This is a genomic window from Shimia fortis, assembly GCF_040225985.1.
Lineage (GTDB): Bacteria > Pseudomonadota > Alphaproteobacteria > Rhodobacterales > Rhodobacteraceae > Shimia.
This window is the reverse complement of record NZ_JBBPEU010000020.1, coordinates 1-20,305: the sequence shown is the minus strand read 5'-3', so window position 1 is coordinate 20,305 and position 20,305 is coordinate 1. Positions and strand designations below refer to the sequence as shown.

General features: G+C 61.6%; 8 protein-coding genes and 1 pseudogene. 5 read left to right on the top strand and 4 right to left on the bottom strand.

The window, feature by feature from the left end; all coding sequences use genetic code 11:
* A pseudogene (locus WNE31_RS17805) lies at nucleotides 1–204 on the top strand (hypothetical protein); the annotation flags it as partial.
* 131 nt (nucleotides 205–335) lie between these two features.
* Nucleotides 336–2,873, top strand: coding sequence for a hypothetical protein (locus tag WNE31_RS17800; RefSeq protein WP_349981298.1), 2,538 nt, complete (start codon nucleotides 336–338; stop codon nucleotides 2,871–2,873).
* Nucleotides 2,874–2,942: 69 nt separating this feature from the next.
* Here the strand turns inward: WNE31_RS17800 and WNE31_RS17795 are convergent, their stop codons facing one another.
* Nucleotides 2,943–6,713, bottom strand: a complete 3,771-nt coding sequence (locus WNE31_RS17795; RefSeq protein ID WP_349981297.1) for a choice-of-anchor I family protein — start codon at nucleotides 6,711–6,713, stop codon at nucleotides 2,943–2,945.
* Between the two features lie 119 nt (nucleotides 6,714–6,832).
* On the bottom strand, nucleotides 6,833–7,306 hold the full coding sequence (locus WNE31_RS17790; protein WP_349981296.1) for a MaoC family dehydratase: 474 nt from the start codon (nucleotides 7,304–7,306) through the stop codon (nucleotides 6,833–6,835).
* 188 nt (nucleotides 7,307–7,494) lie between these two features.
* Between WNE31_RS17790 and WNE31_RS17785 the strand changes: the two genes are divergently transcribed.
* On the top strand, nucleotides 7,495–8,772 hold the full coding sequence (locus tag WNE31_RS17785) for an NAD(P)/FAD-dependent oxidoreductase (RefSeq protein ID WP_349981295.1): 1,278 nt from the start codon (nucleotides 7,495–7,497) through the stop codon (nucleotides 8,770–8,772).
* A 23-nt stretch (nucleotides 8,773–8,795) separates the two neighbouring features.
* Here WNE31_RS17785 and WNE31_RS17780 read toward each other — a convergent pair whose 3' ends face one another.
* Nucleotides 8,796–10,466, bottom strand: a complete 1,671-nt coding sequence (locus WNE31_RS17780) for an amidohydrolase (RefSeq protein WP_349981294.1) — start codon at nucleotides 10,464–10,466, stop codon at nucleotides 8,796–8,798.
* Between the two features lie 204 nt (nucleotides 10,467–10,670).
* On the opposite strand from WNE31_RS17780, the gene WNE31_RS17775 reads away from it, so the two are divergent.
* On the top strand, nucleotides 10,671–12,854 hold the full coding sequence (locus tag WNE31_RS17775) for a dehydrogenase E1 component subunit alpha/beta (protein ID WP_349981293.1): 2,184 nt from the start codon (nucleotides 10,671–10,673) through the stop codon (nucleotides 12,852–12,854).
* Nucleotides 12,851–13,888: an ACP S-malonyltransferase gene (locus WNE31_RS17770; RefSeq protein WP_349981292.1), complete on the top strand. Its 1,038-nt coding sequence runs from the start codon at nucleotides 12,851–12,853 to the stop codon at nucleotides 13,886–13,888. Before WNE31_RS17775 ends, WNE31_RS17770 begins: the two co-directional genes overlap by 4 nt.
* Nucleotides 13,889–13,942: 54 nt before the next feature.
* Here the strand turns inward: WNE31_RS17770 and WNE31_RS17765 are convergent.
* On the bottom strand, nucleotides 13,943–20,305 hold a 6,363-nt coding region (locus WNE31_RS17765; protein WP_349981291.1), incomplete at its 5' end, for a calcium-binding protein.

The window sequence follows — 20,305 nt, the reverse complement described above, 5'->3', positions numbered from 1 at the left end:
GGCACGGCGACCGCCTCGCAGTTCCAGATCAACACCACCCACACCTCCAGCCCCGATGGCGAACGCTCGGGCGATGACAACATCGAAGAAGCCTTTATCATCTATCGTCCCACGGGACAGATCATGTGGGCGCTGGTTGACGGTGCAGGTCAGGACAGCATCAACCTGATGATCGCCGGACAGGTCTATGACCTGATGGCGTGAGCCAAAACGACAAAGTATGAATGCCAAGAGCGCCCCCCGCCCAATGTTGCGGGGGGCGCTTTTTTGTTGACGTAGGGGGAGGCACCAATAAACTTTTTGCAATTGAAGACAGCGATTGTAGGAGAGGACCATTGGCCACAGGATTGGGGGGCGCCGTATTTTTCGGCCCGGAAGGCACAGCACAACTCGGGCGCATGGTGCGTGCGATCGGGGATGTGAATAACGACGGGATCGCGGATTTCGGCGTCTCGACATTGGGGGCCGGCAATGGCTATGGAAACCCCGCTGACAATGCCGATCAGGTGGGTATCACCTATGTAGTTTACGGGCGTGAAGGGGATTATGCAGCCAGCTATGATTTCTCGTTCGGCACCGGCTTACAGCCAGACGGAAACCTCTATTCCGTGTTCCAGGGCGATCAGGCTAACGGATGGCTGGGCGAGGCGCTGGGTCCGGCAGGGGATATCAACGGCGACGGCATCGACGATCTTATCGTAGGTTCGGACCGCTATAACAGCAGTGATGGCGGAGCTTTCGTGATTTACGGACAGGATGGCGGGCTTGCCCCGATTCTGGAACCCTCTGATCTCAATGGCACAAACGGTGCGTCCATCACCGTAGCCAGCGGATCGACCGTGCAGTTCGGCATCGTACTGGACGGGTTGGGCGACGTGAACGGGGACGGGTTCGACGATCTCTACCTCAGCAGTCAAAATGACAACCAGACCTATCTTCTGTTCGGCAACGGCAACCCACTGCCGGCGACGGTGGACCTTACGACAGACCTGCCCGGGCGGGTACATGTGTTTACCGAGACCTCGACCCGTGGCGAAGGCATCGGCGACATCAACGGCGACGGGCTGGGCGATTTCATGATCCGCAATCGCAGCGGCGATGGATCCACGGTGATCTTTGGTGATGCCTCGCTGACCGGCGGCACGACCGACCTGTCCACGGCTGTCTTTGATGGTACAAACGGGTTTGTCGCGAATTTCGGTGGCCTCTGGCGCGCGAACGAGGCGGGCGACGTCAACGGAGACGGTGTCGGGGATTTCGTGGTGCTGGGGCACAGCAACGGCTACCTGATTTTTGGCAGCACAACGGGCTTTCCCGCGACGCTTGATCCGGCCACTTTGAACGGCGTCAACGGGGTGACGATGTCGGGCGGTGTCGGCTTCAATATCGGCGGCACGGGCGACGTGAATGGCGACGGGATTGACGATTTCCTTCTGGCAAACCGCAACGTCGATACAGGGCGCGGCGCGACCTACGTGGTGTTCGGACAAAGCACACCATTTGACGCCTCGCTTGACCTGACCACGCTGGACGGCACCAACGGATATCGCCTGCCAGGTACTGCAGACTTCGACAATATGGGCGGCGGGGCGATTGCGGATGTGAACAATGACGGTTTTGCCGACATCGTCACCGCAGCCCAGAGGTTCGATATGCCCTCGGGCGGGTCAATCCCGATCTGGGATGTAGGGGCGGCTTTTGTGGTCTATGGCGGGGCAGGGCGGCTGGCCGCGTTGGATGCAGAGGACGGCGCGCAGGATGGCGAGATCGACCTGACCCTGATCGGCGAAACCCTGACTTTCGACGACTCCAACGGGGCCATCGTCGGCACGGCGGGGAATGATACGCTGACCGGTACAGAAGGCGACGACACGCTGAAGGGGTTGGACGGGGACGATGTCTTGTTCGGGTTGGCTGGAAATGACGACATTCAGGGCGGCGCCGGTAATGACACGATTTCCGGCACGGCCGGGGCCGACCGGATCGACGGTGGAGATGGGCGTGACATGGTGTTCCTTGATCTGACCGGTACCGCTGCGAATGCTTATTCGATGGCGGTGGATCTTGCCAGAGGCGCACATATCATCGAGTTTCATTCGGATACAGACAGCGACGTTTTGCTAAATATCGAAGATTATCTGCTGATCGGGGATATCAGCATGACTCTCGCCGGAAGTGACGTGGACAATACGCTTACCACTGGCAGTGGCGATGACAATCTGCGTGGCCGCGGAGGTGATGACCTTCTGTCTGGTGGGGATGGCAGCGACATCTTGGCCGGTGAAGAGGGCAATGACACACTGATTGGCGGCAACACCGAGAATGACCTGCGCGACGTGGTCTATGGCGGCAACGGCAATGACAGTATCGATGGCGGCTATGGCAACGACGAGCTGCGCGGCGATGCAGGCAACGACACGATCGAGGGCGGGTTCGGCGCGGATACCGTGATTGGTGGCGCCGGGGCCGACATCCTGAGCGGCAGTGCATGGTCGGATGTCATTTTCGGCGGGGACGGCGACGATTTCGTCAACGGCGGCTGGGGTCATGACCGCGTGAACGGTGGCGCGGGTGCGGACCGGTTCTTCCATATCGGCATCCGTGACCATGGTTCGGACTGGATTCAGGACTATGACGCTGCCGAGGGCGATGTGCTTGTCTTTGGGATCGGCAGTGCGACCAGAGACCAGTTCCAGATCAACACCACCCACACTTCCAGCCCGGATGGCGAACGGTCAGGGGATGACAGTACCGAAGAGGCTTTCATCATCTATCGCCCCACGGGCCAGATCATGTGGGCACTTGTGGATGGCGCGGGTCAGGACAGCATCAACCTGATGATTGCCGGGCAGGTGTATGATTTGATGGCCTGATTCCCGATCTTTGGTTTAACAGAAAACGGCCCCGCCTGACGGGGCCGTTCGTTTTTCTTAAGATGCCGCTTAGGCCAGCAGGTCGAATGTTTCGCCAGTGGCCGCGATAGTAAGGTCCAGCTGGGTCAGGTCGGCGCCATCGACAAGCGCGAACAGGATCTGGCCGGTCGCCACATGGGTGACGAAGGCTTCTTCGGTGCCCGCGTCCCCTGCGCCGGTGACGCTCGCGCTCTGCACGACAAAGTCATCCGCGCCGCTGGCCGTGCCGCCGAAGATCAGGCGATCCACTTCTGCAAAATCGGCAATCCAGTCACTGCCATGACCGGCCTGGCCTGCGTGAAAAAACCGGTCGGCCCCGTCTCCGCCATGCATTTGGTCGTTGCCGAACCCGCCATTCAGGAAATCGGCCCCGGCATTGCCGTGCAGAATGTCGCTGCCTGCCCCGCCCGAGACGATATCGTCGCCGGTCTGGCCAGCCAGCGTATCTGCGCCTACGCCTCCGGACAATTGGTCGTTGCCGTCCATGCCGAAGATCAGATCGTTGCCCGCCCCGCCGGTTGCGGTGTCGTTGCCCGCGCCTGCAAAGATCAGGTCGAACAGGTCCGCATCCGAGGTGCCACCGACCAGAAGGTCGTCGCCGTCGCCGCCGTTCAGCGTGTCGCGCCCGTCAGCCCCGTTCAACTGATCGTTGAGATCGGTGCCAACAAGACGGTCGTCGCCGTCGGTGCCGATGCTTTCAAGCGCGGTCTCGACGTCGAAGATGGCCGTATTGCCGTCGCCTTCGTAGGCCACGAGGATCTGGGCCTGCCCCGAGGTGCTTTGCTCTGCCGGGATGAAGGCAATGGTTTCGGGGCTGATGTTGCCCTGAAGTTCACCTTCGATATAGGTGACATAGGTCGGCTCGGCCGGGTTGGACACGTCCATGACAACCACGCCATTGTCGCGTTCAAGACCCACAAACAGGAGGGTGCGCTCTCCAACCTGGCCCACGGCCACCGCTTCGGGTTCCACGCCCTTGTTGTCCGAGCGTCCGTCGAAATCACCGCCCGAGTGGTTGAACAACTCGGGGCGGATCTGCGCAACCAGTTCCGAGAACAGCGCGCCGCTTTCATAGACGATGCTGCCGTCCGCGCCGTAGATGGTGAAACTGCGCCCGCCATAGGCATAGAGCGCGTCATAGTCGTCATCGCCGTCGGTGTCGCCGAAATCGGTACGCACGTTCAGGCGGCCCAGAACTTCGTCGGATTGCAGGGTTTCAGCATCCGGGAAGGCTGTAGGGTCAAGATCAAGATCGTCGATGCGCGATTCCGTGTCATCACGGGCATCGCCTTCGTTCGCGGTCACGAAATATATGGCCCCGTCCACCTCGAACGATGCGATGGCGTCGGGCTGACGCATCCCGAAGAGGTTGCCAAAATTTGCAAGGTTGATCTCGCCGTCACGATCTGATGCGTCGATCTCGTTGCCAGCAAGGCTGTGGTCGATCAGGCCGAGACCCATGATGTCGGTCACGGTGTTGGTGGTCAGATCGACGATTGCAACCGCGTTGGCCTCTTGCAGAGTGACCCAGGCGGTGCTGCCATCGGGCGAGACAGCGATGTATTCCGGCTCGAGATCCCGACTGGCGGCATTGCCGGGTTCGATCAATACACCACGGGCGCGCAAGGCATCTTCTTGCCCGTCGAAAGCGGTGAAGTCGAGGATCGTGACCTGAGCGTTGTCGACACCGTTCGAGATGTCGATGATCGACACGGTGCCGCGCGGGTCACCATTGTCAGTCGGCTCACCTTCTCCGGCTACGAGGATGCTGTTCCCGTCAGGTGTAAAGGTCAACATGTCGGGCAAGTTGCCCACTTCGACGGTGCCAAGGCTGTCGCCGTTCTCATTGAACAACGCCACGATGCCGTTCGAGGGCGCGATATTGTTGATCGGGTTGGCGACCTCCAGAGCTTCGGTCGACAGGAAGCCCAGTTGGCCCCCTTCACGCAGCTCGTCATCGTTGATCACATGGCCCTCGACCCAGCGGTCTTGATCGTCAATCCCGTGCGCCTGTACGTCGTAGATGAACAGCGTCCCCGGGGCGCGCCCGAACAGGCTCGACACGTCCAGGATGCCCGAGCTTTCCCAATCGCCTACGTCGTTGCCGCCATTGGCCTGGTTCTCTTCGATCTGGCCTTCGGGCACTGCGAACTGGTCGATATTGGCGATACGGGTCGCCCCTGATGTGCCCGCGTTGAAATCCAGTTCGAGGCGCACAATGCCGCTTTCGTTGGGGTTCACGGCACCATTACCATAAAGATCGCCATTCGCGCGGTCTTCCTGGATGTAGATCGCGCCATCGTCCCCCCATTCGAGGTTGTCGGGGCTGCGCAGGGTCTGTGCCGGATCGCTGTCGCCGTCATATAGGACGTTCATCGTCGCGGTTGGAGCGTCGATATTGGAGAAGTCGAACTGGAAGCCGTAGATGTCACCTGCCGCGTCCGCCCCGCCAAAGTCATTCTGGCGTCCTGTCGAGGCCAGGACCGCCATGGTGCCATCGGCCGGGTTGGTGGCCACGTCTTCGGGGCGTGAAGCTTGGAAGGCGTTCAGCTGTTCGGCCTGTGTCCAGAGGTTGCGCTGGGTCGGGTATCCGAACGCGTCATAGTCGCTCGCGCCGTCCTGCGAGGCCATGCCCATGTTCGGGGTGTTGTCCACAGCCACCCATTCGATATTGCCAAGATCGGTGATCTGTCCGAAATCGGCATGCTCGATCATCGACGGATCTGTGACAGTCTCTCCGCCGCTATCGCGCAGGACCGCAACGTACAGCTGGCCACCGGTCAGGCCATTCTGCGCCAGAATGTTGTCGCTGTCCGCGTCTTTTTCACCGACATAGAGGTAGATCGGCGCCCCTTCTTTTTCGCCGTCGCCATCCGCGTCGAAAGGTGATGTGTCATCTGCCAGAAGGAAGGCAACATGGGTCGTGGTGCCCGTGTCGATCTCGGTCACGTTTTCCCAAGCACCGCGACCAAAGGCGGGTACTGCCCAAAGATCTCCGGTGTCTACGTCCAGAACCCACTGGCCACCGCCAACACCGGAATAGTTGCCACCGGTTTCCTCGCCAGTGAAGAACAGTGTATCAACAAGGCCGTTGCCCGTGCCGAACTGTTCGGCTTCGACCATCTGCGCCGAGCAAAGACGGGTGAGCCCATTGCCACCATCAATCGCGAAATCATCGGCCGAAGTGGCGCGTTCGCCCGCCGCGTTGTAGATCGCTTGGATTGCCTGTCCGCCATCGACGATCGACAGCGTATTCTTGTCGATGTCGAAATATGAGACCCGCGCGCCATTAAGCGTCATGCCGTCAACTTCGAACTCGGAGCCGTCATTGCCAGTCAGTTCGTGGTTGACATAAATCCGGACCAGACTGTCATCGGTCGGATGGGCGATGGCCCCGATACCGTCCATGATCCCGACAGGGGTATAGCCGTTTTCAAGCTGCCCGCCGATGGTCAGGATCGGCGCTGTGTGCCAGCCCTCTTCAGCGACCATCATGTTGACCTGTTGCGCCGATTCGGCGTCATCGATGGCAATGGCTGCTGCGACGATGCCATTGGTTGCGGTGACCGACTGAACCCCGTCATAGCCGTTGATCCCGCTCAGGTCGAGCGAGCGCACCAGAGTCTGGGTTGCGATGTCGAATACGTCAATACGGTCCTGCGCGCCGTTGGTGACATAGGCCAGGCCGTTGTCAGTGCTGACCACTTCGGATCCGCCGGTGAAAAGCTCGGTTTCGCCACTTTGCAACTGACCGACAGGGGTAATGCCAACAGTGGCATCAGGTGTGAAGGGGGATGTCATGGAAATTCGTGCCTCCGAAAATTGGACGAGGCACGAGCTAGCAACCGTGTGTATCAGTCAGGTTGCGGAGCGGTGTCGGATTTGTAACGGGGCGCTGACAGGTTTTTGTAATGGCTGTTTCAGCCGTCAGAGGTGCCGCGTGGAAACATGATCTTGCTGACAAATGTCATGACCGGTTCACCTTTATCGTTGAAGGTTGTGGTCCGGTTTACGACAAACCCGATGGGTTTGCTTTTCGACGGGATCAGATCCAGAACCTCCATCTCGACCGACAGGACATCGCCGGGGAAGACCGGTTTCAGCCATCGCAATTCATCCAGCCCCGGCGACCCAAGGCCGCCCCCGCGGTCGTCCATATGTTCGACCATCATGGCCATTGTCATCGCGCAGGTGTGCCATCCGCTCGCGCAGAGCCCGCCGAACAACGAATGTTTCGCGGCCTCTTCATCAAGGTGAAAGAACTGCGCATCGTATTTCGAGGCAAATTCGATAATCTCTTCCTTAGTCACCTCGTAGGCGCCGAATTTCTGGACCTGTCCGATTTCAAAGCTTTCGAACGGGATAAAGTCGGAGGGGTCGGGGGGTGCCTGCATGGCCTGTCCTTTGTGGTCGCAGAGGGTTTCAGGTTGGCGTGCGCGCGACAGGGCGGCAATGGGAAAGGCAAATAACCTTGCGTTACGGCGCGAGCACCGGGGCGCGGGTGGTCCGGTCATTTCCGGTATTTACAGACCCTGCGCAAGACGCAAGAAAGGACGCGCGGGAGTTTGAGCGAGAGGCCGCAATGACCGGCGATATTTCATCCAGCCTTTGGCACCACAGCTGTGCGGAAACGGTGTCGACCCCGGCCTTGGCCGATGCGGTGGACTGTGATCTCGCCGTTATCGGCGGGGGGTATACCGGCCTGTCAGCCGCCCTGCACGGGGCCGAGGCCGGGGCCTCGGTCTGCCTGATCGAGGCCGACAGTTTTGGCAGCGGTGGATCCGGGCGCAATGTCGGGCTTGCCAATGCGGGGTTGTGGCTGCCGCCAGAGGAAATCAACGACCATCTGGGTGATGCCGCCGGCCAGCGCCTTTCGGGGTTGCTGGCGCGGGGGCCAGACTTGGTGTTTTCCCTGATCGCGCGGCACAAGATTGCCTGTGAACCCGTGCAGAACGGCACGCTGCATTGTGCCCACGCCCCATCAGGCATGAAAGACCTTGAAAACCGCCACGCTCAGTTGCGGGCCATCGGGGCGCCGGTGTCGCTGCTCGGGCGTGAAGAGGCCGTGGCGCGGGTTGGGTCAGAGCGCGTTTACGGCGCGCTGTTCGATCCGCGCGCCGGCACCATCCAGCCGCTGGCCTATGCCAAGGGTCTGGCGCGCGCGGCACTGGCGGCCGGGGCGCATCTTTATGAAAAAACCCCAGCAAACGGAATTGCGCGCGATGGGAACCGATGGCTTGTCACCACCCCGCAAGGCCGGATCATGGCGCGCCGCCTGCTGGTGGCGACCGGCGGCTATGCGCGCGCCATGGACGGGCTTGCCACGCCCGAGATCGTGCCGGTGCACTACTTTCAGGCCGCGACCGATCCTATGGACCCGGCAGCGCAGGCGTGCATTTTGCCGGGCCGCGAAGGGTGCTGGGACACCGCTCTGGTGATGTCGTCCTGGCGTCTGGATCAGGCCGGGCGACTAATTATAGGTGCCATGGGGCAATTGGGCCATATAGGCAGCTTTGCCCATGAAACATGGTTGCGGCGCAAGGTGACGCGCATGTTCCCCGCGCTTGCAGAGGTGCCGTTGCGCCAGACATGGCATGGCCGGATCGCGATGACGACCGAACACTTGCCCAAAGTCCTTTGCCCCGATCCGTCGCTGATGGTCTGTTTCGGGTATTCGGGGCGGGGAATCTCTCCTGGTACCCTGTTTGGCAAGCACATTGCCGAAGCGCTGTTGAACGATACCCCCGACGCCCTGCCAGTGCCGCCGGTGAAGGTGCATCGCCTGCCTTTTGCTGGGCTGCGGGGGGCCTATTACGAAACCGGCGCCACCCTGACGCATCTGGTCAAGGATCGTTTCTGACGGGCGTTTGACCCTTTCACTTCCTAGCGCTGAAAGGTGACGTCGCCGTCACAGATGGTGACCACCGTTCGGGCCTTGGCCAGAGTTTCGGTAGGCGCTTCAAACAGGTTGCGGTCCATGACGGCGATATCTGCAAGATATCCTGCTTTCAGAACGCCTTTGTGGTGTTCGCTGAATTCGATCCACGCATTGTCGCGGGTGTAGGCCGCCAGCGCGTCGATGAGGTCGATCCTGTTGTCGACCCAAGGTGCGGGCAGATCGGTGCCATGCACGGCCCCCGCGATCGAAGGCATCACGTCCACGGGCACCACCGGCCAGTCGGTCGAAAACACCATACGGGCCCCGCTGTCGCGCAGGGCGCGCCACGCAAAGGCGCGGGTGATCTGGGCGGCGCTCAGGACATCGCCGGGTGGGTAGGGAGGAAACAGCCCCCCCAGCGGAGAATGCAGCGGCTGCACCGAGGCCACCGCCCCGAGCGCCAGTACGCGGGGCAGGTCGGCGGGGTCGATCACTTCGATATGTTCGACGCGGTGACGGCTGTCGCGTGCGCCATTGGTGCGCTGGGCCGCCTCGTACCCATCCAGCACCCGACGCACGGCGGCATCGCCAATGGCGTGTACGCTTATCTGCAAGCCCATCGCATCGGCGCGGATACAAGCCTCGTTGAACTGTTCGGCGGTGAACACCGCGTCGCCGACCGTATCGGGTCGGCCCGGATAAGGGGCGAGCATGAAGGCGGTATAGCTGTCCAGAACCCCGTCCATGAACATCTTGACCCGACCCGAATAAACCTTGTCGCTGTTGAAGCGATGGCGCATCTCGTCGGCTTCCTGCAACCTGTCGAGCGGATCATAGTTCTTGAGGTGCATTGGCACCTGAACGCGGACGGGCAGGCGACCTTCCTGTTCCAACTCGCTCAGCAATTCCAACTGGTAGAAATTGCCGTCCATATTGTGCAGGCCGGTGATCCCGTGGCTGGCGCAATGGCGCAGCCCCTTCAGGATGACCTCTTTGTCATGGGCGCGTTCGGCTGCGGTGGCCGCGGGGTCGGGCTCGGTGCCGGTGACATAACCCAAGAGATCCCGCCCCCCCAGTGCTGACAGGCGCAGCACCGGCCCGAATGCCCCGGTCTCGTTCAACTGACCCGCGGCAGTGCCGTCTTTGGCCATCAGGATTTCGCTGCCCTCGGGCGTGGGGGCACCGTGCAGAATGCCGGCCTGTTCCAGCGCGGCGGTATTGGCAAAGACTGTGTGATGGTCGGGCGTCATCAGGGCGAGCGGTCGGTCCGGCAAGACGTCATCGAGATCGTGGCGGGTGGCGCTGATCCCCGGCGCGACGATGTCATAATCGGCCCCGACCCCCATGATCAGCGGATCTTCGGGGCGGTTCGCCGCGTAGGCCCTCACAGCCTCGCGCAGCTGGTCCAGCCCTTGCAGCCCCGTCAGGTCAAGCATGTCCAACTCGGCAGCGCCCGCAAAAAGGTGCACATGGCTGTCTATGAACCCGGGCAGAACTGTCGCCCCGCCCGCGTCTATGATCCGGGTGGCGGGGCCTGCCAAGGCGCGAATGTCGGTATCATTGCCGACGGCGGCGATGTGACGGCCCGAGATTGCAATGGCGGTTGCGGTCGGTTGTGCCGGATCGAATGTGCACAGGGCACCGTTCAGGATTACGAGGTCGGGGGCTTGGGGCATGGGGTCTTTCGTCGGACAGGGGGCGGACCCTGTCATCTGATCCGGTTTTCCGCCGGATTTCCAGAGGCGAACTGAAGGGCACGGAATTTGGTCGTCGGACATTCGACATGGTCTTGATTTTCCGGACAGAACCGTCAGACATGAGGGGCTGTCAACTGTCGCATCCGGCAGATACGGGCCAAAGGGACGATCAGGGAGAATGGGATGGATCGCGCGGATATTGTCGATCAGGCGTTTCGCAAACGGGTGGTGTCAGGGGAATTCCCGCCCGGACGCAGCCCCTCCGGCCCGCTGGACGCGGCGCAGGCTGTGGCAGTCTTTCGCGCCCAGTGCCTGAGTCGAAACCTTGACCGGCGGTCGCGCAAGATGCAGGCCGAAGGGCAGGGCTATTACACCATTGGGTCGTCTGGCCATGAAGGTATGGCAGCCGTGGCGGCCGCGTTGCGGCCCGATGATATGGCGTTTCTGCATTACCGTGACGGGGCGTTCCAGTGCATGCGCTCGGCGCAGGTGCCCGGCACCACTCCAGTCTGGGACATGCTCTTGTCCTTTGCGACCTCGCGCGAAGATCCGATTTCCGGCGGGCGGCACAAGGTGCTGGGGTCAAAGGCACTGAACATTCCGCCGCAGACTTCGACCATTGCCAGCCACCTGCCCAAAGCTGTTGGCGCGGCCTATTCCATCGGTCTGGCTCGCCGGCATCCGCCGGAACACCGCACGCTGGCCGAAGACGGGCTGGTCATGTGTTCTTTTGGGGATGCATCCTCGAACCATTCCACCGCGCAAGGGGCGATCAACACGGCGTGCTGGACCGCGTATCAATCGGTACCGCTGCCCCTGTTGTTCGTGTGCGAAGACAACGGTATTGGCATTTCAACCCGCACCCCCGAGGGCTGGGTCGCGGCCAATTTCCAAAACAAGCCGGGCCTGAAGTATTTCCGCGCGGACGGGCTTGATCTTTATGACACTTACAAGGTCGCGTCCGAAGCCGCCGACTATGTCCGCACACGGCGCAAGCCCGCCTTCCTGCACCTCGGATTGGTCCGGCTTTACGGTCATGCGGGGTCGGACCTTCAACAGGCCTATTTGCCCAAGGACGTGTTCGAAGGGTGGGAGGCGGATGATCCGCTGTTGCACTCGGCGCGCCTGTTGATCGAAGCCGGGGTGATGGATGCGGACGAGGTGCTCGACACCTATCAAGAGATCGAAGATCAATGCACCCGCGTCGCCGCCGAGGTCGTCACGCGCCCCCGTCTTGAAACCGCGGAGCAGGTGATGGCCTCGCTGATCCCGCCCGGGCGCGCCTGTGCACCAACCAACGGCCCGACGCCCGAGACCCGCGCCCAAGCCTTTGGCAGTGATCTCAAACAGATCGAGACCCCGCAACCCATGTCGCGCCTGTTGAACTGGGCGCTGACCGACCTGATGCTGGAACACTCCGAAATCGTCATGATGGGCGAGGATATCGGTCGCAAGGGCGGAGTGTATGGCGTCACGCAAAAGCTGGCGGAACGGTTCGGAACAGATCGGATGATCGACACCCTTCTGGATGAACAATCCATTCTGGGGCTGGCCATCGGCATGGCGCATAACGGGTTTGTGCCCTTGCCCGAAATCCAGTTTCTCGCCTATTTGCACAATGCCGAAGATCAGCTGCGCGGCGAGGCGGCAACCCTGCCGTTTTTCTCGAACGGGCAGTTTGCCAACCCGATGGTGGTGCGGATTGCCGGGCTTGGCTATCAAAAGGGGTTCGGGGGGCATTTCCACAATGACAATTCCCTGGCCGTGCTGCGTGATATTCCGGGCATGATCATTGCCTGTCCCTCTCGAGGCGACGATGCCGTGATGATGATGCGCGAATGTGTGCGTCTGGCCCGCGAAGAACAACGCGTGGTGGTCATGGTTGAACCGATCGCGCTTTATCCGATGCGGGATCTCTTGTCCGAGAAAGACGGCGGCTGGATGACGAGCTATCCCGCACCGGGGCAGCGCCACGCGCTGGGCTCGGTCGGGGTCGAGGGCGACGGGCCGCTGGCCATCCTGACCTATGGAAACGGTCGTTACCTGTCGACGCAGGCGGCAGCAGACCTGCGGCAAGACGGGATCGAGACCCGCATCATCGACATGCGATGGTTGGCCCCCTTGCCCGAGGCCGGTATTCTGGACGCGCTGGAAGGGGCCGAAAAGGTTCTGATCGTGGATGAATGCCGCATCACCGGTAGCCAATCAGAGGCGCTGATGGCCCTGTTGCATGAAAAGACGACCTTGCCTCATGCCCGGATTGCCGCCGAGGACAGCTTTATCGCGACAGGGCCTGCCTATGCCGCGACCATGCCGTCCCGCGCCAGCATTGCCCATGCGGCGCGGACCCTTTGGTGCGCACCATGAGACAAACCGCCGTCGTCGTGGCTCCGGGGCGGGGCACGTATAACCGCGAAGAGTTGGGGTATCTTGGCCGTTACCACAAGGAAAAGACCGCGTTATTCGAAGGCTTTGAGGCCATCCGGGCTGAGGCGGGGCAAGAGGGCCTGCTGGGGCTGGATGCTGCCGACCGGTACGCTGCACGTCACCAGCGCGGGGACAATGCTTCGGGCCTGATTTTTGCCTGCGCCTATGCGGATTTCCTGTCGATTGACCGAGACCGGTTCGACATTCTGGGCGTGACCGGAAATTCGATGGGGTGGTACACGGCGCTGGCCTGCGCCGGGGCGGTCTCCGCGCCAGACGGGTTTCGCATCGCCAATACCATGGGCGCGCTGATGCAAGCGCAAGGGGTGGGCGGGCAGTTGGTCTATCCGTTCTTTGATGAGGATTGGCGTCCCATTCCCGGTGTGCGTGCCGCGATCCTGGCTAAGGTGGGCGACATCCAGACACGCCGCGATCACACGCTGGACCTGTCGATTGATCTGGGCGGGATGCTAGTGCTGGCTGGAAACGAAGCGGGCCTGTCGGCTTTTGAAGCCGAGATGCCCCGCCGCGAGGGTCGCTATCCACTGCGCCTGCCGGGCCATGCCGCGTTCCATACGGGGTTGCAGGCGCCGGTGGCGGCGGAAGGGCAGGCGCGGCTTGCGGCGTCTTTGTTCGGGGCACCACAGCTGCCGCTGATTGACGGGCGCGGGGCGTTCTGGTCGGGCCGTGTATCCCAGCCAGAGGTCTTGCGGGGCTATACGCTCGGCACGCAGGTTACCTCGATGTATGATTTTGCTGCGGCCATCCGCGTGACCGCGCGCGATCTCATGCCGGATGTGTTCATCGTGCTGGGGCCGGGCAACACGCTGGGCGCGTCGGTGGCGAAAAGCCTGATTGAGGCAGGGTGGCGAGGCCTGCGCGACAAGGCGGATTTCAAGGACCGTCAGCGCCGCGCGCCCGTTGTTCTGTCAATGGGGCTGTCCGCGCAACGGGAAGACGTCACGGGGCCATAGAAAAAGGCCGCCTGCATTGGACAGGCGGCCTGAGTTTGGTTCCTGAACCTGGAATCATGCCATCAGGTCATACACGGTGCTGCCGATCTGGAGGTTGATGGCGCTCTGGCCTGCGCCATCCACCAGCGCCCACATGATCTGGCCGGTTGGACGATAGATCACAAACGCCTCTTCGATGGCGTCATCGCCCGACCGTTCTCCGGCCGCTGTCGCGGTATGGGTATAGTTGATCTGGAACTGATCGCTGCGGGCCGTGCCGATGCCGAAATGCAGGACATCCCCTTCGGCGGCATTGTAATCCTGGATCCAGTCCGAGCCGTGGTCGCGGATGCCGATATGGAAGAACCGGTCGGCACCAGTGCCGCCATTCACACGGTCGTGGCCCCAGCCACCGTTGACGAAATCATCGCCATCGGCCCCGAAGATCACATCGGACCACGCGCTTCCGGTCAGAAGGTCGTCGCCCGCCCCGCCGATCACCGTATCCGCGCCAAACCCGCCTGCGATGGTGTCGTTGCCGCCATCTCCGCGCAGTTCGTCATTGCCGTACCCGCCTTCGATGCTGTCGTTTCCGGCGCCGCCATAGACCAGATCACGCAGGTCAATCTCTGACGTCCCGCCAAAGATGATGTCATCGCCTTCGCCGCCGACCACGGTGTCGGTGCCGTTGCCGCCATCGAGATGGTCGTCCCCGGCAAAGCCGCGCAGCAGGTCGTTGCCTTCCATGCCGGACAGCGAGTCATTGCCTTCATCGCCGTCAAGCGTGTCATTGCCAGCCGTACCCATGGCAACAATATCGGCGACCGAGATCAGCTGGGCGAGTTCCGCATAGGTCAGGGTCGCGTCGTCGAACATGATCTGCTCGATATCGTTGCGCAGTTCGTGACTGCCGTCAGCGGTCGTGACAAGCAGGCCGCTGTTGACCTCGCTCACGCTGACCGCAGTGCTGTCCGCCGAGATCACCGCAGTATCCGTGCCGTCGCCGCCGATCAGCGTGTCGTCACCCGCGCCGCCCGAAAGACGATCGTCGCCGTTGCCGCCAAGCAACCGGTCGTGGCCGCCATGGCCAAGCAGGAGGTCGTCCCCATCAAGCCCTTGCAACTGATCGTTTCCGGCAAGTCCGCGCAACGTATCGTTGCCTTCGTCGCCATCCAGCGAGTCAGCCCCGCTGGTGCCTGTCAGGTCAAGGTCCGCCACGGCATTCAGGTACCGCAGACCTTCGAACGAGAAGGTGTTGATGTTGAACTGGATGCTTTCCACGTTCGACCGCACAAGGCTGGAGCCGTTTTCGGTGGTGACAAGCAGGTCATTCCCGACTTCGGTGACCGTCACGGTTGCGCTGTCGGCGGCGATCAGCGCCGTATCAAATCCGGCGCCGCCATCCAGTGTGTCATTGCCCTGTCCGCCGATCAGCGTGTCATTGCCATCGCCGCCTTCCAGCACGTCACCGGCTTCCCCGCCAAACAGTTGGTCATTGCCGCCCATGCCCTGCAACAGGTCACCGCCCGCAAGGCCCGAAATCGTGTCATTTCCGCCCTGGCCAACCAATGTGTCTGCCGCGTTGGTGCCCTGCAGGTTGAGATCCATGTTCAGGCTGAGTGCAAGCGCATCGGCAAAGGACAGGGTGGTGTCTGTGAACTGAACGGTTTCCACATCGCTGCGGATCAGCAACGTGCCGTCTTGTGTCGTGATCAACAAATCGCCCGCCACATCTTCGGCGGAAACCGCGCTGCTTGCGGCATCGACAACGGCAACGTCGTCGCCGCTGCCGCCCGTAACCGTGTCGTGACCTGCTCCGCCAGACAGCGTATCCGCACCGCCATCCCCTTGAAGCGAGTCGTCGCCGAACCCCCCGTAGATATAATCGTTGCCGCCGCCGCCGCGCAGGATGTCATTGCCATCAAGGTTGCTGGTGCCGCCTTCCAGAAGGTCGTTTCCGGCCCCGCCGAGCAGGGTATCGGCCCCGTCGCCACCACGCAGCGTGTCGTTGCCCACGTCGCCCGTCAGCGAGTCGTTCTCGGTAAGCCCGAGGATCGAGTCATTGCCAATTCCTCCGTCGATCGTATCGGCGTTGGGGGTGCCGCGCAGATAGTCATCGCCATCGGTCGGCGTGTTCGGCACCCAGCGCGCAATCTGGCCGATATTGGAGACAAGCGTGGCGTGATCCCACGTCACCCCGTCGTTGAACACAATGCGTTCGATGGCGCTGTTGTGGTTCGCGTCGAACGTGTTGACCAGAACCACCGCGTCGCGCGTCGGGCCGAAATCCAGCGTGATGTTCTGCCCATTTGCGGATTGCAGAACCGTTGCGTGGATCGAGCCATAGCTGTGTATGTAAACCGTGTCGATCCCGTCGCCGACAGTGCCGAGATCGTTGATCGTGTCGATGCCGTCGCCAATATAGAAGTGGTAGGTATCGCCACCATTGCCGCCGACCAGCAGGTCGCGCCCGGTGCCGCCGGTGATCACGTCATCCCCGTCCAGCGCCTGAATGGCATTGTTGGCCCCCGAGCCGACGATTATGTCGTTGAAATGGGTGGTATGGATGTCCTCGATCGAACGAAGCATATCGGTGCCACCCAGGCCGTCATTGGCAAAACCGGCGTTGAGGTTGGCCAGAATACCCGTCGGTGCCGTGCGATACTGGACAAGGTCTTCCCCGTCGCCGCCATCCAGCAGGTCGTCGCCAAGTTCGCCTTGCAGGACGTCGTCGCCGTCTCCGCCAAGCATCGTGTCGTCTCCATTACCGCCAACCAGCAGGTCGTTTCCGGCGCCGCCATCGATACTGTCGCCGCTGTCAAACCCGAACAGTCGGTTGTCGGCCGCATCCCCGACAAGGATGTCGCTGTAATTGCTGCCGTTCACGTTCTCGATATTGCGCAGCGTATCTGTGCCACCTTCGCCATCGGTTGCCGTTTGCGCCGCAAGGTCGACCTGTACGGCCACCATGGCCTGCCGGTATTGGACAAGGTCGCTCCCGTCTTCGCCGTCAAGGGTGTCGTCACCTTCACCGCCCCAAAGCTCGTCGTCGCCAGTGCCCCCCGAAAGGTTGTCATGACCGGTCTGACCAAGGATGACGTCATTGCCGCCGCCCCCCGAGATGGTGTCATCGCCATCGGCCCCGAACAGGCGATTGATCGCGCTGCTACCCACGATGGTATCGCCGAAATTTGACCCATATGCGCTTTCGATCGAGATCAGCTGGTCGGTGCTGCCGCTGCTGTCGACCGCTGTTCCTGCCGTGAGGTTCAGGTTTACGGCGCTCGTGTCATCCAGATAGCGCACGGTGTCGTCGCCACCGCCGCCGTCCAGAATGTCGACGCCGTCGCCGCCCCAAAGTTCATCGGTGCCGGTGCCGCCGCGCAGCGTGTCGTTGCCTTCGTCGCCCTTAAGCGTATCGGCTCCGCCGTTGCCCACCAGTGAGTCGTCGCCGTCAAAGGCGAACAGGCGGTTTCCGATGGCATCCCCAGTGATGATGTCGTCATAGGGTGTGGTCAGGACGTGTTCGATATTAGTCAGCGTGTCACGGAACCCGGCTGCGTCGATGCCGAACCCCTGCGCAAGGTTGACCGTCACACCCACAGTCAGGCCGGACTGCGATCCGGTCTCGTCATAATGCACGCGGTCTTCGCCCGCGCCGCCGTCGATCACGTCGGCACCACCATAGGTCCAGAAATCGTTGTTCTGGGCGTCGCCGGTGATTGTGTCGTTGAAGGTTGTGCCATGCACCTGATCAATCGAGATCAGGGTGTCGCGGTCTCCGAAGGTGTCAATGGCCCAGCCTTGCGCGAGGTTCACGTTCACCCCTTGCGTGCCATAAACCTGGCGCCCGTTTTCATCTGTCGAGCCTTTGATTTCCTCGACGATATAAACCACGGTGTCACCCGTCCCGGCGCCGCCGTCGATCGTGTCATTGCCCCGGTTGCCCGTGAACCATTCCAGGTAATCATGCAGGGGGTTACCGCCGATCAGGTGGTCGTTGCCGTGGCCGCTGGCCAGTTCGAGGATATGGCGCGCGCCAGAAAAATCGACGTTCAGAGACCCCGACGCGGACCGGGCGTAGCCCGTCGCAAGGTTCACGGTAAGATCTTCGGCATAGTAGAACACCATGAGGTGTTCATAGGGTGTTCCGAGCGCGCCATAACCGGTGATCAGCTTGTCGCCGCCGCCGTTGATCACGATCGTGTCACGCGCATCCAGCGCGTCGGTCCCGATCCGGATGGTATCGTCGCCCGCACCCGTGAAAATCAGGTTGTTTCCGTCCCCGCCGTCGATCAGGTCGTTCCCGCCATGCCCGAAGAAGCGTTCTTCGCGCGCGGCGGACCCGAGCAGCGTGTCGTTCCCTTCCGACCCCTCGACATATTCCACGTCGATCAGCGTGTCGGTGTTTCCATAGGTGTCCCGCGCTACGCCGGTGGCCAGGTTGACATTGACACCGGCCCCGCCAAGTTCATTGGTGTAAACGACCAGATCAAGCCCCACGCCGCCGTTCAGCGTGTCGTTGCCTGCGTCCCCGACCATGATGTCGTTGCCCGCAAACCCTTCCAGCAGGTCGTTGCCGCCAAGGCCGATCAGGAAGTTGCCTGTGGCCGAGCCGCGCATGATATCATCATGGGGCGACCCCGCGAGATATTCGATCTCGATCAGCGTATCGACAAAGCCGTAGGTGTCGACCACGCGTCCCGTGGTCAGGTTCGCATTGATGCCCTGCGCGCCCTGTTCATAAGAGTAGGATACACGGTCATAACCGCCATCCCCGTCAAGCGTGTCCGCGCCCTCGTTTCCGACCAAGGTATCATTTCCGCCTTGAGACTGGATCAAGTCATCGCCCTCAAGGCCGAAGAAATGGTCACCGGCGGCCGAGCCGATCAGCGTGTCATTCTGGTTGGTGCCATAAAGGCGTTCAATGGAACTCAATGTGTCGGTCGCCCCGTAAGTGTCTGTTGCAATGCCGGTTTCAAGGTTAACGTTCACCGCCAAGTTGCCACCCTCGCGGTTATAGGCCACCTCGTCCAAACCGGCGCCGCCGTTCAGCGTATCGGTTCCGTCGCCCCCGACAAGGATATCGCTGCCTGCAAACCCCTCGATCAGGTCGTTGCCGTCTTCCCCGATCAGCAGGTTGCCCGTGGCCGACCCGCGCAAGGTGTCGTCGTTAAGTGATCCGGCCAACATCTCGATATCGATCAGAGTATCGACAAACCCATAGGTGTCGATCACCGTACCAGCGGTCAGGTTGGCGCTGATGCCGCGCGATCCGGTTTCATAGGAATAGGCCACGCGGTCACTACCGCCGTCCCCATCCAGCGTATCCGCGCCGCGGTCACCAACCAGCGTGTCGTTGCCGCCTTGCGACTGGATCAGGTCATTGCCTGCCTCGCCGAAGATCAGATCGCCTTCCGCCGAACCGACAAGGGTGTCGGCTTGCTCGGTGCCGTAAAGGCGCTCGATCGAGCTGAGCCGGTCCGTACCACCGAATGTATCGGTCGCGACACCGGTGGTCAGGTTGACATTGACGCCAAGTGTGCCGCCGTCCCGCAAATAGGACACTTCGTCCACACCGGCGCCACCGCTCAGGGTGTCGTTGCCGTCCCCGCCGATCAGGATGTCGTTTCCACCAAACCCCTCGATCAGGTCGTTGCCGTCTTCTCCGATCAGCAGGTTGCCCGTGGCCGACCCGCGCAAGGTGTCGTCGTTAAGCGATCCGGCCAGCATCTCGATATCGATCAGGGTATCGACAAACCCGTAGGTGTCGATCACCGTACCAGCGGTCAGGTTGGCGCTGATGCCGCGCGATCCGGTTTCATAGGAATAGGCCACGCGGTCACTGCCGCCGTCCCCATCCAGCGTATCCGCGCCGTGGTCACCAACCAGCGTGTCATTGCCGCCCTGCGACTGGATCAGGTCGTTGCCCGCCTCTCCGAAGATCAGATCGCCTTCCGCCGAACCGACAAGGGTGTCGGCTTGCTCGGTGCCGTAAAGGCGCTCAATGGAAATCAGGCTGTCGGTCGCGCCATAAGTATCTGTTGCAACACCGGTGGTCAGATTGACGTTGACGCCTTGATTGCCGCCTTCGCGCAGGTAAGACACTTCGTCCACACCTGCGCCGCCGTCCAGCGTATCGTTGCCATCTCCACCGATCAGGATGTCATTCCCGGCAAAGCTCTCGATCAGGTCGTTGCCGTCTTCGCCGATCAGAAGGTTGCCATCGGCAGACCCGCGCAGAGTGTCGTCATTGAGAGAACCGGCAAGGAATTCGATGCCGATCAACGTATCTACAAACCCATAAGTGTCGACCACCGTACCAGCGGTCAGGTTTGCGCTTATCCCGCGGGTGCCGGTCTCGTAAGAGTAGGACACCCGGTCGCTGCCGCCATTCCCGTCCAGCGTATCCGCGCCGCGGTCACCAACCAGCGTGTC